This window comes from Streptomyces rishiriensis (genome assembly GCF_003112535.1).
In the GTDB taxonomy this organism is placed as follows: domain Bacteria; phylum Actinomycetota; class Actinomycetes; order Streptomycetales; family Streptomycetaceae; genus Streptomyces; species Streptomyces rishiriensis.
Genome location: NZ_BEWA01000004.1, coordinates 72,388 through 86,953 on the forward strand (window position 1 = coordinate 72,388; position 14,566 = coordinate 86,953).

13 protein-coding genes are annotated in these 14,566 nt (G+C 74.1%); 7 read left to right on the forward strand and 6 right to left on the reverse strand.

Going from position 1 to position 14,566, the window contains the following annotated elements:
- Positions 1–3: 3 nt before the first annotated feature.
- The gene (locus Sri02f_RS07295) at positions 4–1,158 is read right to left on the reverse strand and encodes a hypothetical protein (protein ID WP_109000270.1); all 1,155 of its coding nucleotides are present in this window, start codon (positions 1,156–1,158) and stop codon (positions 4–6) included.
- Positions 1,159–1,359: 201 nt separating this feature from the next.
- On the opposite strand from Sri02f_RS07295, the gene Sri02f_RS07300 reads away from it, so the two are divergent.
- Entirely contained in the window at positions 1,360–2,352 is a 993-nt protein-coding gene (locus tag Sri02f_RS07300) for an expansin EXLX1 family cellulose-binding protein (RefSeq protein WP_109000271.1), read from the forward strand.
- Between the two features lie 15 nt (positions 2,353–2,367).
- Positions 2,368–3,042, forward strand: coding sequence for a pyridoxine/pyridoxamine 5'-phosphate oxidase (locus tag Sri02f_RS07305; protein ID WP_109000272.1), 675 nt, complete (start codon positions 2,368–2,370; stop codon positions 3,040–3,042).
- 52 nt (positions 3,043–3,094) lie between these two features.
- On the opposite strand, the gene Sri02f_RS07310 is transcribed toward Sri02f_RS07305, so the two are convergent.
- The 4 genes from Sri02f_RS07310 to Sri02f_RS07325 are packed head-to-tail and all read right to left on the reverse strand — an operon-like array spanning position 3,095 to position 5,545.
- On the reverse strand, positions 3,095–4,006 hold the full coding sequence (locus tag Sri02f_RS07310) for a GNAT family N-acetyltransferase (protein ID WP_109000273.1): 912 nt from the start codon (positions 4,004–4,006) through the stop codon (positions 3,095–3,097).
- Between the two features lie 51 nt (positions 4,007–4,057).
- Entirely contained in the window at positions 4,058–4,663 is a 606-nt protein-coding gene (locus tag Sri02f_RS07315) for a GNAT family N-acetyltransferase (protein ID WP_109000274.1), read from the reverse strand.
- Between the two features lie 4 nt (positions 4,664–4,667).
- Complete coding sequence (locus tag Sri02f_RS07320; protein ID WP_109000275.1) at positions 4,668–5,099, reverse strand: Zn-ribbon domain-containing OB-fold protein; 432 nt, start codon at positions 5,097–5,099, stop codon at positions 4,668–4,670.
- The gene (locus Sri02f_RS07325; RefSeq protein WP_109000276.1) at positions 5,099–5,545 is read right to left on the reverse strand and encodes a DoxX family protein; all 447 of its coding nucleotides are present in this window, start codon (positions 5,543–5,545) and stop codon (positions 5,099–5,101) included. Before Sri02f_RS07325 ends, Sri02f_RS07320 begins: the two co-directional genes overlap by 1 nt.
- A gap of 295 nt (positions 5,546–5,840) precedes the next feature.
- Between Sri02f_RS07325 and Sri02f_RS07330 the strand changes: the two genes are divergently transcribed.
- The 5 genes from Sri02f_RS07330 (at position 5,841) to Sri02f_RS07355 (ending at position 12,827) form a co-directional block, all read left to right on the forward strand.
- Positions 5,841–7,031, forward strand: a complete 1,191-nt coding sequence (locus Sri02f_RS07330; protein ID WP_109000277.1) for a flavin-containing monooxygenase — start codon at positions 5,841–5,843, stop codon at positions 7,029–7,031.
- A gap of 193 nt (positions 7,032–7,224) precedes the next feature.
- Positions 7,225–8,727: a flavin monoamine oxidase family protein gene (locus Sri02f_RS07335; RefSeq protein WP_373865075.1), complete on the forward strand. Its 1,503-nt coding sequence runs from the start codon at positions 7,225–7,227 to the stop codon at positions 8,725–8,727.
- Positions 8,728–8,928: 201 nt separating this feature from the next.
- On the forward strand, positions 8,929–11,154 hold the full coding sequence (locus tag Sri02f_RS07340) for an acetate--CoA ligase family protein (RefSeq protein ID WP_109000279.1): 2,226 nt from the start codon (positions 8,929–8,931) through the stop codon (positions 11,152–11,154).
- A gap of 211 nt (positions 11,155–11,365) precedes the next feature.
- Positions 11,366–12,163 carry an enoyl-CoA hydratase/isomerase family protein gene (locus Sri02f_RS07350; RefSeq protein WP_174855601.1) on the forward strand — a complete coding sequence of 266 codons (798 nt, stop codon included), beginning with the start codon at positions 11,366–11,368 and terminating at the stop codon, positions 12,161–12,163.
- A gap of 85 nt (positions 12,164–12,248) precedes the next feature.
- Positions 12,249–12,827 (forward strand): flavin reductase family protein, encoded by a 579-nt coding sequence (locus Sri02f_RS07355; protein WP_245970531.1) that lies wholly within the window; start codon positions 12,249–12,251, stop codon positions 12,825–12,827.
- 103 nt (positions 12,828–12,930) lie between these two features.
- On the opposite strand, the gene Sri02f_RS07360 is transcribed toward Sri02f_RS07355, so the two are convergent.
- Positions 12,931–14,460, reverse strand: a complete 1,530-nt coding sequence (locus tag Sri02f_RS07360; protein ID WP_109000282.1) for a multicopper oxidase family protein — start codon at positions 14,458–14,460, stop codon at positions 12,931–12,933.
- Positions 14,461–14,566 lie beyond the last annotated feature (106 nt).

Here is a 14,566-nt window from a genome sequence, read left to right on the forward strand (position 1 = left end):
CGCTCAGCCGGCCGGGGTGCGGTGGGTGACGTCGCCTTCGGCGTCCGCGTCGAGCGTGGCCGTGCCGTGGGGGCCGGTCGCGGTGACGCGGAGGGTCATGGGGCCGGTGAGGCGGGCGGCGGTGAGCTGCCAGGTGGCCGGGGTCCCGGCGCCGAGCGTGGTCCGGGCCTGTTCGACGAGGGCCGGGATGCGGTCGTAGGGAAGGGAGTTCAGGTCGAATCGCGGGACGCCGTCGACGTCCGGCGCGAACACCACCGACACGATCCGTTCCTGGACGACGACGGTGATGGCGCGGGTCCCGCCCGTGCCCCGGCCCTTGGTCAGGGACGCGACCGCGCGGCGCAACTCCCCTTCGTCGAGCAGGGACTGCCGCGGTCCGACCGTGACCGTGCCGGTCATCGACGTGGACGTGACCGTGGTGGACGAGGACGTGGTCGACGAGGACGACGACGTGGAGACGGACGGCTCGGCGGTGGCGGACGGCCGCCCGGAGACGTCGGAGCCGAAGGCGTCGAAGGCGTCGAGCAGTTCGCCGCGGAACGGCACGACCACGACGGCCGCCGCGAGCAGCAGGCCGACGAAGCGGACGGCGGCGTACTCGAATTGCGCCGACGGGCTTTGCGCGAGGGCGGACTCCGGCGCGGAGTCGATCGCCGCGTCGGCCGCGCGGGCCGCCCACTCCGGCTCCGGCTGCTCGACGATCTTCGTCCGCCACGGCCGGTCCGGCGGGTACGCGACCACGACCGTGCCGCGCGGCCGGTACGCGGGGAGATCGACGAGGTTGACGTGCAGGCGCGTCTCCACCCGGAAGGCGGGCGCCCCGTCCGGCGCCACGGTGAGGACGAACAGGAGCGGCACGTTCCCGGTGTCGCTCGACTCCGCGCGCACGCTCTCGATCCTGGCGAGGGCGGTGACCGGCACGACGGCCGCCTGCCGGGCCCGCCGCGGCCTGCCCGCCACGTAAGCGATCACGCCGGCCGCCAGGGGCAGTCCGAGCCCGGTGTGGAAGAGGGGGCCGTTCTCGACGACGTAGCCGACCCCCAGCGCGGCCAGCGTCCCGCCGCCCACGGCGCCGGCCAGGAACCCGCGAACGAGTCGGGGCGAGTCGTCGCGGACGGGCGCTGCCTCGTCGGTCTCCGTGCCGCCGGTGATCGTCATGACGGCGATTGTGCCGCGCCCGGGTGACCGCAGGAAGACCGTGCGGCGGCGGTCACCGGTCCCGCGAGGGACGGCAGAAGACGGACGGCAGAAGCCGGACGGCAACTTTTCCGCGTCCGGCGGCCACTTGCAGTCGGCAGGCGCCGCTTCTGCGAAGCCGTCTGCCGGACGTGCTCCGCCGACTCGCGTAAGGATCCCTCCGTGGCAACCTCCTCGCACCGCCGTTCCCGCCGCCCCGACCGGCGCACGGGCCGGCGCGTCCCCGTCGTCACCGTGGTGGCCGTGGCCGCCGTCGCGCTCCTGGTGTCCCTGGTCGTGGCCTTCCGCCCCGGCGGCGGGGGTGACGACGGAGCACGGGCGGTCGAGCCGGCGGCCGGGGCCGCGGCGAACGGGACGCCCACGGCGAGCCCGGCGGCGACGGCGTCCCCCACTTCCTCTCCGTCCCCGTCGTCGTCGCCGTCGCCGAAGTCCTCGAAGGCTTCCGGCAGCCCGAGCCCGACCGGCACGGGCCCGGCCACGCCGTCCGCGGCCAAGCCCGTCGCGCCCGCCGCCCGCACGGCTTCCGGGACGGCGTCTTCGGCCGGACGCATCCGCCCCGGGAGGACCTACACCGGCGTCGCCACCGCCTATGACATCGGCGACGGCAACGGCGCCTGCTCCTTCGGCCCGACGTCCGACGTCATGACCGCGGCGATGAACACCGCCGACTACGACACGTCCGAGGCGTGCGGCGCGTACGTGTCCGTCCGCGCGGCGAGCGGGGCGTCCGTGACGGTCCGGATCACCAACGAGTGTCCGGCGCCCTGCGCGGCGGGCCAGATCGACCTCAGCCAGCAGGCCTTCGCCAAGCTCGCGCCGCTCGTGACGGGCCGGATCCCGATCACGTGGAGCCTGCTGAGCCCGGCCACGTCCGAGACGATCTCGATCCGCTACAAGACCGGCTCCTCCCCGTACTGGTGCGGCATCCAGGCGATCGGCCACCGCAACCCGCTGGCCCGCCTGGAGGTCCGCACGAGCGCCGGCTGGACCCGGCTGGCGCGCACCGGCTACAACTACTTCCTCTCCGAGCACGGCGCCGGCTGCGGCAGCCCGATCAGGCTCACCGACGTCTACGGCGAGCAGCTCACGGTCGAGGGGATCGCCGTCCGGGCGAACGTGGTGCAGCCGACCCGGCTCCAGTTCGCCCGGCACTGACCCGATACTCGGTGCATGGCCAAGGATCTGCATGATCTGCATGAACTGCTGAGGACGCTGCGGGTGTGGGACCCGGAGGTGACGGAACTGCCGCCCTTCGACCCGGCGTCGGCGCCCGCCGAACCGCTGCCCCTCTTCACGGAGTGGTTCGCACAGGCGGTCGCGGCGGGCGAGCGGGAGCCGCACACCACGACCCTCGCCACCGCCGGCGAGGACGGCCTGCCCGACGCCCGGATCGTGATGCTGCACGGCGCGGACGCGGACGGCTGGTCCTTCGCGTCCCACGCCACCAGCCGCAAGGGCCGCCAGCTCGCCGCCCGTCCGTACGCGGCGCTCACCTTCTACTGGCCCGTGCTCGGCCGCCAGGTCCGGGTGCGCGGCCCGGTCTCGTCCGCTCCCTCCGAGGAGGCCCAGGCCGACCTGCACGCCCGCTCCACCGGCGCCCTGGCCGCCGCGCTGACCGGCAGGCAGAGCGAGATCCTGGCCTCGCCGGAGGAGCTGGCGAAAGCCTCGGAGGCCGCCTGGGAGAACGCCCGCCGCGACCCGACGGCGAAGTCCTCGACCTGGACCCTGTACCGACTGCGCCCGGACGAGGTGGAGTTCTTCCAGGGCGACGGCGCCCGCCGCCACACCCGCCTGAGCTACCACCGCTCGGCCGACTCTTGGACCACCCACCTCCTGTGGCCCTGAGGACACCCCCGGAAGCGGCCCGAGGCACGCCGCTCCCCGCCTCCTCGCCTCCCTACGTGAACTCGTGCACCGCGAAGTCCGCCACCGGGCGGTAGCCGATCCGCTGGTAGAGGCCGTTGCTCGTCGGGTTCGACAGGTCGGTGAAGAGGAGGACCTCCGCCGCGCCCGAGGCCCGTGCCGCACGGCTGACCTCGGCCGTGGCCGCGCCCGCGTAGCCCCGGCCGCGCAGCTCGGCCGGGGTGTAGACGGGGGCCACCCTGATCTGGCCGGCCACCTCGGGGGTGGCGCCGGCCATGGCGACGGGGGCGCCGTCGGGCGTCTCCCAGAGGGTGATTCCGCCGTAGGAGAGGCGGGAGTCGGCCCACGCGCCGCCGTCCTGGGCGGGGTGCCCGCCGACCTGGGCCGAGAACTCCTCGTACCAGCGCACCAGCAGGTCCCGGTCGGCCGCGGCGGCCACCCGCGCCCGGCCCGCGGGGGCGGGCTCGGGCGGTGTCAACTCACCGAGCCGGTACAGGCGTTGCCGCTCCGCCACGCGGGACTCGGAGCCCGTTCGCCGTTGCCACGCCCGGGCGAAGGCGGTCGCGGTGTCGCGGTCGGCGGAGACGCCGGGGAGCCGGTGGCCGGCGGCGGTGAGCGTCGTGGCGAGGGCGTCGGCCTCCTCCTCCGTGAGGGACGTGAGGCAGATCCCGTGCGGCGGCGTGCGGAAGAACGCCCCGCGGACCCCGTCGCCCGGCCCGGTCCCGCCCAGCACGCCGAAGACGGGGTCCTCCTCGCCGTACACGTGCGGGCCCCTGCGCAGCAGGCTGTCGACGACGGTCAGCGGGACCGTGTGCAGGGCCGGCCGGGAGGCCAGGAACTCGCCGGCGAGGCCGAGGAACTCGTCGAGGTCATGGGTGAGATGCCAGTTGCCGGGGCTGTCGGGGCTGTCAGGGCTGTCAGGGCTGTCAGGGCTGTCAGGGCGCATGCCCCATCCTTGCGCGTGGGGGCCGTGCGGCGCCTGCCGATTACCGTGCCCTCACGGGAACTCCGGCTCCGGGTCCGTCGCCAGGCGGGCGTGCAGGTGGGCGTCGCGGAAGGCGTCCCGGCGGTCCGCCTCCCACATCGCACCGCGCAGGGTCCCCTCGTACCGGAACCCGCAGCGCTCGGCGATCCGGCAGGAGGCGCCGTGACCGAGCGCATGGCCCAGCTCCAGTCGGTGCAGGCCGACTTCGGTGAACGTCCAGCGCGCCGCCAGCAGCAGGGCGCCGGTGGCGACGTGCCGGCCGCGCGCCTCCGGCAGGACCCAGTAGCCGACCCGGGCGAAGCTCAGCACCCGGTCGATCATGTTGACCGAGACCTGCCCGAGGATCGTGCCGTCCGCCGCGTCCGTGACGCAGAACGGCAGGGCGTGCCCGGCGGCGGCGTCCGCGTTCTTGCTCTCCAGGGAGGCCCGGGCGCCGGCGGTGTCGGCGATCGCCCGCAGCGGCGTGTTCCAGCGGCGGAACTCCGGGTCGAGGTGCCCGCGCAGCAACGCCTCCACGTCGGTGGCCGATCCGGGGTCCCAGGCGCGGAGCCGGAGGCCGTGGCCGTCGAGCACGGGAATCGCGTGGGGCGCGGAGAGGGACTCGCGGGTATCGGTCATCCGATCATTGAACACCCGTCCGGGCGGGCGGCGACGGGGGCGGGGCGGCGGCCGCCGCGCGGAACACCGGCGCCCCGTCCCGGAAGGCGACCGTCAGCGCCATTCCGATGCGCGGCTCGGCGTCCCCCACCAGTTCGGTCGACATCCGCGGCCCCTCGGCCAGGTCGACCACGGCCGCGACGTAGGGCGTGCGCCCGCCGAAGGGCGGCAGGTCGTTGCGGTGGACGACGGACCAGGTGTAGAGGGTGGCCAGGCCGCTCGCGTCCTCCCAAACCACGTCCTCGCTCCAGCAGTGCGGGCAGAACTCGCGGGGGTAGTGGTGGGCCCGCGCGCAGGCTCCGCACCGCCGGATCAGCAGCCGGCCCTCGGCGGCGGCGTCCCAGTACGTGCGGGTGAAGGCGTCGGCCTCCGGGACGTCGTACCGGGCGACCGCCATCAGAACCACCCCAGCGCGCTGTCCAGGGACCACGTCTGCCAGGCCATGCCGCCCAGCGCCACGGCCGAGATCAGCGCCATCATCGAGTTCTGTCCCTGCTCGGCCCAGTCGTGGATCATGAGGACGAGGTAGAGGAGGTTGAGGAGCAGGCCGCCGGCCAGCGCGACCGGGGTGAGGAAGCCGGTGATCAGCCCGAGCCCGAGCGCCAGTTCCGCGTACACCACCACATAGGACATGGCGCGCGGACGCGGCTGCACCACCACGGCGAAACCGGAACGGACCGTGTTCCACCGGTGCTTCGCCGCGACGTCCGCCGCCCAGGCGATGCCGGCCCCCTCGGACCAGGCCTTCTTGTCCTTGTGCCGCCAGCTCTCCAGCCACCACAGCCCGAGTCCGATCCGCAGCACCGCCAGCCACTCGGCCCCGTCGAGCCAGATCGCATCCATGAATCTGACGGTACGTCAGATCGATGGTTCCCGGAACCCCGCGCGTCCCCGGCGGACGACTCCCGCCCGCCCGCCACGCGCCGTCCGCCCGCGGTTCGTCCGCCGCGGCTCGTTCGCGCAGGCCCCCTCTCCCCTGCCGGCCGTCACCGGTCGCCCCCACCCCTCACCCGTCCCGCACGACGAAGTGGTCTACGTCACCGGTTCCGCCCTCCTCTCCCCCACACGTGATCGATCCGCAACCAATTCCGGTCTTGACCGAGACCCATCAACCGCGCGCGTGATTACGCTCGCGCTCATGGAAGACTCCGCACCGCGCCCGGCCCCCCGGGCGATCACCTCCGCGAACCCGGCCGACCCTCCCGTCTATGTGATCGGCGGCGGTCCCGGCGGTCTCGCCACCGCGTACGCGCTGCGTGCCCTGGGCATACGCGCGGTCGTCGTGGAGCGGGCCGACGCGGTCGGGGCGTCCTGGCGGCGGCACTACGACCGGCTGCACCTGCACACCACGCGGCGGCTGTCCGCCCTGCCCGGGCTGAAGATGCCGCGCCGGTTCGGACGGTGGGCGGCCCGCGACGACGTGGTGCGCTACCTGGAGAAGTACGCCGAGGTCCATGAGCTGGAGATCGTCACCGGCGTCGAGGTCTCCCGGGTCGAGCGCACCGCGGACGGCGCCGGGTGGCTGCTGCGCGCCACGGGCGGCCGTGAGCTGGTCGGCTCGGCGGTCGTCGTGGCCACCGGCTACAACCACACCCCGTACCTGCCGGACTGGCCGGGCCGCGAGGAGTTCACCGGCGAGCTGACCCACGCCGGCGCCTACCGCAACGGCGCCTCCTACGCCGGGCGGGACGTCCTCGTCGTGGGCGTCGGCAACACCGGCGCGGAGATCGCCGTCGACCTGGTGGAGCACGGGGCCGGGCGGGTGCGGCTCGCGGTGCGCACCGTCCCGCACATCGTGCGCCGCTCGACCGCGGGCTGGGCCGCCCAGTACAGCGGCATCCTGGTGCGCCGCCTGCCCGTCGCCCTCGTCGACCGGATCTGCCGGGTGATGGCGAGGGCGAGCATCCCCGACCTGTCCGCGCACGGACTGCCGCGCCCCGACACCGGTCTCTACAGCCGGGCCAGGCAGGGCGCGATCCCGGTTCAGGACGTCGGCCTGATCGACGCCGTGCGCAAGGGCCGGGTGGAGGTCGTGGCCGCCGTGGAGGGCTTCGAGGACGGCGGCAAGGTCGTGCACGCCGACGGGACCCGGATCTCCCCGGACGCGGTCGTCGCGGCGACCGGATACGTCCGCGCCCTGGAGGGCCTGGTCGGCCACCTCGGCGTGCTCGACGACCGGGGCAGACCCGTCACCCACGGCGCCCGCGCCTGCGAACAGGCCCCCGGCCTCTACTTCACCGGCTTCACCACCCCGATCAGCGGCACGCTCCGCGAGCTGTCGATCGACGCGGAGAAGATAGCGAAGGCCGTACGCCGCGCCCGCCGGTGACCGGCGGCGGCCCGAGCGCGTGACAGCAGCCCGAGCCTGTTACTGTCGGTAACTTCCTTGATTTCACTGCCCGTTACATCTGTGTCAGATGTGCCGGGAGCGTTGTCGTGCGCCCGCGTGCGGAGCCAGAATGTGAGCCCTGTTCACCTTTTCGGCTCCACCTCTCGCTCCTGAAGCCCGACGGAGGACGCACGTGGCAAGTGAAAGACAGCCCACCCCCAGGATGTCCCGCCGCTCCCTGCTCGGCCGCACGGCCGCGGTGGCCGCCGGCGCCACCGCGCTCGGCGCGACCGCCGCGGGCCCGGCCGCCGCGGCCACCCGGGAGGTGGACGTCGCGATCGTCGGCGCGGGCCTCGCCGGTCTCACCGCGGCCCGCGACCTGGTCGCCGCCGGCCGCACGGTCGCCGTCCTGGAGGCCCGCGGCCGGGTGGGCGGCCGGGTCGTCAACCTGCCCCTGGCGGGCGGCGGGGTCACCGAGGGCGGCGGCGAGTTCATCGGTCCCACCCAGGACCGCATCAAGGCGCTCGCCGACTCCCTGGGCGTCGCCACCTTCCCCACCTACAACACCGGCAAGAACCTGCTCTACAAGGACGGCAAGAAGACCCCGTACGCCACCGACGGCCTGCTCGGCTCGGTCCCCCCGGTCGACGCCGCCGGCCTCGCCAACGCGGCGATCGTGCAGGCCACGCTCGACGACATGGCCAAGACGGTCCCGGTCGACGCGCCCTGGACCGCCGCGAAGGCCGAGGAGTGGGACCGGCAGACCTTCGAGACCTGGCTGCGCGCCAACGCCGTGATCCCGTCCGCCAAGTTCCTCCTCGACGTGGCCTGCACCTCGATCTTCTCGGCCGAACCACGCGAACTCTCGCTGCTCTTCGTGCTCTTCTACATCGCCGCGGCCGGCGACGAATCGACCCCCGGCACCCTGGAACGCCTCACCGAGACCGCGGGCGGCGCCCAGGAGCAGCGCTTCGTCGGCGGATCCCAGCAGGTGCCGATCAAGCTCGCCGCCACGCTCAGCGACCGGGTGGTGCTGAACGCCCCGGTGCGCACGATCACCCGCTCCGGCGCGAAGTACGTCGTGACGGCCGACGGCGTCACCGTCACCGCCAAGAGGGTCGTCGTCGCCGTCCCCCCGCCGCTCGCGGCCCGCATCTCGTACGACCCGCTGCTGCCCGCCGCCCGCGACCAGCTCACCCAGCGCCTGCCGATGGCCTCCGTCGGCAAGGCGATCGCGATCTACGACACCCCGTTCTGGCGGGCCGACGGCCTCAACGGGCAGGTGGTCAGCGACACCGGCGTGGTCAGCTCCACCTTCGACAACTCCCCGCCGGACGCCTCCTACGGCGCGCTGATGGGCTTCATCGAGGCCGACGAGGCGCGGGCGTACGACGCGGCGAGCGAGGCGGAGGTCAGGGCGGCCGTGCTCAAGGACTACGTGACGTACTTCGGCCCGAAAGCGGCCTCCCCCACGTCGTTCGTCCTGCAACGCTGGAACAACGAGGCCTACACCCGCGGCGGGCCCGTCTCCATCGCCGCGCCCGGCGTCCTGACCCGGTACGGCCCGGCGCTGCGCGAGCCGGTCGGCGGGATCCACTGGGCCGGGACGGAGACCTCCGTCCACTGGATGGGCTTCATGGACGGGGCCGTGCGCTCGGGCGAGCGGGTGGCGGCGGAGGTGCTGGCCGCGCTGTAGGCGGCGGGCGCGGGTCCGCTGCGCGCGGGGGGCGCGGGTCCGCTGCGCGCGGGGGGCGCGGGTCCGCTGCGGGCGGGGGGCGCGGGTCCGCTCCTTTCTGTGTGCACGACCATTCCTGACGGACCGTCAGCTATGTAACCTGACAGAGCGTCAGTTACTCCACGGTCACTCACGGCAGTCACACAGGGAGCGGGCGGACCGATGCTTGGATCAACCCACGGCACCCTCACCACCGGCTCCCGCCGGGCCCGGGTCATCGCGTGCGGCGAAGAGCCCGGGCCCGCCGTCCACGGCCGGCCGGCCCAGGCGGACGACCTCGACGTCAGCGGCCGCCCGTTGTACGCGGACGTCCCCGATCTGGACCGGTTCTTCCGGCCCGGGTCCGTCGCGGTCGTCGGCGCCTCGGACGCCGAAGGACGCCCGAACACCGGCGTCACCCGGCAGCTGGTGAGCTGGGCGGAGCGGGTGGGGGCGCGGCTGCATCCCGTGCACCCCACCCGCGCGAGCGTGTTCGGCCTGCCCTGCGCCGCGTCCGTCGCCGAGCTGCCCGAGCAGGTCGACCTGGCGGTGCTGCTGGTCTCGGACCCGCTGCCGGTGATCGAGCAGCTGGCCGAGACGAAGGTGAAGTTCGCGGTCGTCTTCGCCTCCGGTTTCGCGGAGACCGGCGAGCGGGGCGCGGCCGCGCAGGAACGTCTGGCGGCGGCGGTGGAACGGTCCGGCATACGTCTGCTCGGCCCCAACACCAACCTCAACGCCTTCGAGCGGTTCCGCGACGACCTCACCGGACCGGCGATCGCGCTGATCACCCAGTCCGGTCACCAGGGCCGTCCGGTCTTCGCCCTGCAGGAGCTCGGCGTGCGCCTCTCGCACTGGGCGCCGACCGGCAACGAGGCCGACCTGGAGACCGCGGACTTCCTCTCCTACTTCGCCGAGCGCCCGGAGGTCGGTGCGATCGCCTGCTACATCGAAGGCCTCAAGGACGGCCGGTCCTTCCTGCTGGCCGCCGACCGGGCCGCCCGGCGCGGGGTGCCGGTGGTCGCGGTCAAGGTGGGGCGTACCGAGGCCGGCGCCCGTACCGCCGCCTCCCACACCGGCAAGCTGACCGGCGCGGACGAGGTCGTCGACGCGGCGATGCGCCAGTACGGGGTGATCCGCGTCGACGGCCTGGACGAACTCCAGGACACGGCGACCCTGCTGGCGCGGGCGCGGCCCCCGCAGGCCACCGGTGTGGCGATCTACTCGATCTCCGGCGGCACCGGCGCCCACGCGGCCGACCTGGCCACGGCGGCGGGCCTGGACCTGCCGGTCCTGTCCGGCGCGAAACAGGCCGAACTGCACCAGTGGATCCCCGAGTACCTGAACGTGGCCAACCCTGTCGACAACGGCGGCCACCCGGTGGGCGACCGGCGCGGCCGGAAGATCATCGACGCGATCCTCGACGACCCGGCGGTGGGCGTCCTCATCTGTCCCGTCACCGGGCCCTTCCCTCCCCTCAGCGACCGGCTGGTCCAGGACCTGGTGGACGCGGCGGAAGGGACGGAGAAGCTGGTCTGCGTGGTCTGGGGCTCCCCCGTGGGCACCGAGCCCGCCTACCGCGAGGTGCTGCTCGGCTCCTCCCGGGTGGCCACCTTCCGCACCCTGGCCAACTGCATCTCGGCCGTCCGGGCCCATCTCGACCACCACCGCTTCGTCACCGGTTACCGCTCCCCCTTCGACCAGGCCCCGCGCACCCCGTCCCCGTCCTACCGCAAGGCACAGCTGCTGATGCGGCCGGGACAGCAGCTGAGCGAGCACGCGGCCAAGCAGCTGCTGCGGGCGTACGGCATCCGCGTCCCGCGCGAACAGCTGGTGACCAGCGCGGCGGCGGCCGTGCGGGCGGCCGGGCTGGTCGGCTACCCGGTGGTGATGAAGGCGTCCGGCGCGCAGATCGCCCACAAGACCGAACTGGGCCTGGTCAAGATCGGCCTGACCTCGGCGAGCCAGGTCCGCGACGCCTACCGCGAGCTGACCGACATCGCCCGTTACGAGGACGTCGCGCTGGACGGCGTCCTGGTGTGCCAGATGGTCGAGCGGGGCGTGGAGATGGTGGTGGGCGTCACCCACGACGACCTGTTCGGGCCCACGGTCACGGTCGGGCTGGGCGGGGTCCTGGTGGAGGTCCTGCGGGACGCCGCCGTGCGCGTCCCGCCCTTCGGCGAGGACCAGGCCCACGACATGCTGGCCGAACTGCGCGGCAGGGCACTGCTGGACGGCGTCCGCGGCCGCCCCCCGGCCGACGTCGACGCGCTCGTCGAGGTCGTCCTGCGGGTGCAGCGCATGGCCCTGGAGCTCGGCGACGACCTGGCCGAGCTCGACGTCAATCCGCTGGTGGTCCTGCCCCGGGGCCAGGGCGCGGTGGCCCTGGACGCCCTGGCGGTGTGCCGGTGAAGGCCGCCCGCCCGACCACGGACGCCCGCCTGAGCAGGGCCGCCCACCCGAGCGGGGACACCCACCCGACCAGGGCCGTCCACCCGACCGGGGACGTCTGCCCGACGAGGGCCGCCTACCCGACCGGGGACACCCACCCGACCGGGGACGTCTGCCCGACCAGGGACGCTCACCCGCCGAGGGCTGCTCATCGCGATCGGGGGGACGGGGCGTGACCGCGCCCGGGCCGTCGATACGCCACCGGACCGACCGGCACGTCACCCATCTGACCCTCGACCGCCCCGAGGCCCTCAACGCCCTCACCCCCGACGGGCGCGACCACCTGATCGCGCTCCTCGGCGAGGCCTCGGCGGACCCGGGCGTGCGGGCGGTGATCCTGACCGGCGCCGGCCGCGGCTTCTGCGCGGGGGCGGATCTGCGCGGCGGCGCCGCGCGCGGCGAGCGGGTCGCCGGGGACGTCGCCCGCACCCTTCGCCTCGGCGCCCAGCGCCTGGTCGCCGCCGTCCTCGACTGCGAGAAGCCGGTGATCGCCGCGGTGAACGGCACGGCGGCCGGCCTGGGCGCCCACCTCGCGCTCGCCTGCGACCTGGTGCTGGCGGCGGAATCGGCGCGCTTCATCGAGGTGTTCGTCCGCCGCGGCCTGGTCCCCGACGGCGGCGGCGCGTACCTGCTGCCCCGCCTGGTCGGCCCGCGGCGCGCCAAGGAGCTGATGTTCTTCGGCGACGCGCTCACCGCGCCGGACGCCGAACGGCTGGGCCTGGTCAACCGGGTCGTCCCGGACGGGGAGTTGGACAAGACGGCCCGCGACTGGGCGACCCGCCTGGCCGCCGGCCCCACCCGCGCCCTCGCGCTCACCAAGCAGCTCGTCAACGCCTCCCTGGAGTCGGACCGCGCCACGGCCTTCGCCGCCGAGGCCGCCGCCCAGGAGATCAACATGACGACGAGGGACGCCCAGGAAGGCGTGGCGAGCTTCGTGGAGCGCCGCGCGACGGACTTCAGGGGGCGGTGACGGTCGGCCGGTGCGGGCGCCCGCACGGGTCCGTGCGCCCGCACCCCTTCCCATCTGACATACCGTCAGCTTCAATGAGGACATGATGGGACATGCGGGAATGGCGGCCGCCGCCGTCCGTTATCTCAGGGCGGGCCCGGTCGAGCCGCTGCCGCGCCCCGCACTGCGCTGCGTGCGCGACGACGAGCGGGCGCCCGTCGATCCGGCCGAGTTCCGGCGGGTGCTCGGGAGCTTCGCCTCCGGGGTGACCGTCGTGACCGCGCCGACGCCGGAGGGCCCCGCCGGATTCGCCTGCCAGTCCTTCTCCTCGCTCTCCCTCGATCCGCCCCTGGTCGCCTTCATGGTCGGCCGCACGTCCGCCACCTGGCCGCGCATCGCCCGGGCCGGCGTCTTCTGCGTCAACGTGCTCAGCGCCCGGCAGGGGGCGCTGTGCCGGGCCTTCGCGGTGAGCGGGGCGGACAAGTTCGCGGGCGTCGACCACGACCCGGCGCCGGTCTCGGGCGCCCCGCGCCTCGCCGGCGCGCTCGCCTGGATCGACTGCGCGATCCACGCCGTCCACACCGGCGGCGACCACCTGGTCGTCGTGGGCCGGGTGAACGCCCTGGGAACGGGCGAGGGCGCGGACGAACCGCCCCTGCTGTTCCACAGGGGCCGGTTCCTCTGACCGACGGGCTGCCCGAGGGCAGGCGCGGACCGCTCACCGTCAGCCGTCCGGCCGTCGGCGGTCGGCGGTCGGCGGTCGGCGGTCGGCGGTCGGCGGTCGGCGCTCAGTTCACGTAGTCGACGACCTGCATCATGCCCTCGTCCCCGTGCTGGAGCTGGTGGCAGTGCAGCATGGAGCGGCCGGTGAAGTCCTCGGCGCGCAGCCGGAAGGTGACCGAGCCGTTCGGCGGGACGGCGACGGTGTCGTGCCAGACCGGCGTGGCCAGCGGGCGGCTGTCCACGGCGGTCAGCAGGAAGTGGTTGGTGTGCAGGTGGAAGGGGTGATGGCTGTGGGCGCGCGAGTCGTTGACGACCGTCCACTCCTCGACCTCGCCGAGCCGTACCCGCTGGTTGACGTGGCTGGGCGAGTAGCGGCCCCAGGCGGCGTCCTTGCTGCCGCCCTGCGGGACGGCGGGCGGGGTCTCGCCGTCGCCCAGGATGCGGTAGGCGTTCGGGAAGGCGCCGGAGAAGACGTTCTCGTAACTGCGGAAGGTCAGCGCCCGGGTGCGGGTCGGCGCGGGCAGCTCGGGGGGCCGGCCGGGCAGCCGGGCCGGCAGTGACATCGTGCGGGCGGCGCCGGTGACGACGAGCGTGAGCAGGGGGTGGGAGGGGCCGCCGCCGGTGAGCTGGTAGGTGCCCGGCTTGCCGCCGCGGACCAGCACGTCGACGCGTCCGCCCATGGGGAGCGTCAGTCCGGTGGTCGCGACGGGTTCCATGAAGGTGACGCCGTCACAGGCGATCTGGTGCATCTCCTGCCCGGCCAGGTTCAGGAAGTGCGCCGTGAGCGCCCCGGCGTTGACGATCCTCCAGCGCTGGATCTCTCCCGGGGCGATGGTCAGCACGGGGTTCTTCACGCCGTTGACCAGGAACGTCGAGGCGATGGTGTCGTAGACGCCGCTGGAGGTCAGGTCCGGCACCCGGCCGCCGGACACCTTGAGTTCGCTGATGCAGACGACGACCTCCCGGGCGGCGGCGATCTCGGGCACCTCGTCGACGTCGCCGTCGACGATGAGCACGCCCGCCATGCCGCCCAGCACCTGGGTCGCGGTGGATCCGTGGTGGTGGGGGTGGTACCAGAACGTGCCGGCCGGGTGACCTGCGGGCACGTCGATGCGGCTGCGGTGGGCGGTGGTGGCTCCCGGGGCGGAGGCGGGTTCGAAGACGCGGAAGACGTTGTCCGACTCGCCCGCGGGGTCCACGTGCATGCCGTGGGCGTGCAGGTTGAAGCTGTTGAAGTGATGCGGGACGTTCATCTCCTGATGCTTCGCACCGCCGTTCGCCGGCAGCGCGTTGATCTGCGTGATCTCCAGGGAGTCCCCGGGGTGCACGCGCAGCGTCGGCCCCGGGACGGTCCCCTCGTAGGTGCGGGTGGTCACCCGGCCGACGCCGGGGATGTCCAGGTCGGTGAACCGGACGGTCAGCTCGGTCGTCAGCCGTCCCGTGGCGGGCGACGAGCTGCGGGTCTCCGGCTCGGGGAAGGGCGGGTCGGCCGCCTGCCGCGCCACCGCGGGCGGACCCGCCGCTCCCGCGGCCACGACCGCCCCGGCGGCGAGAGGCAGGCTTTTCAGTACGCCACGACGGGACAGGGCTGTCATGAGGCGCCTCCACAGGCAGCGAACGGCAGAGCAACTCGACGAACCTCACATTACGTAAGGTAGCCGCCCAGTACGTGGAGTAATCACCGGCGGGTTGCGCGCCCCG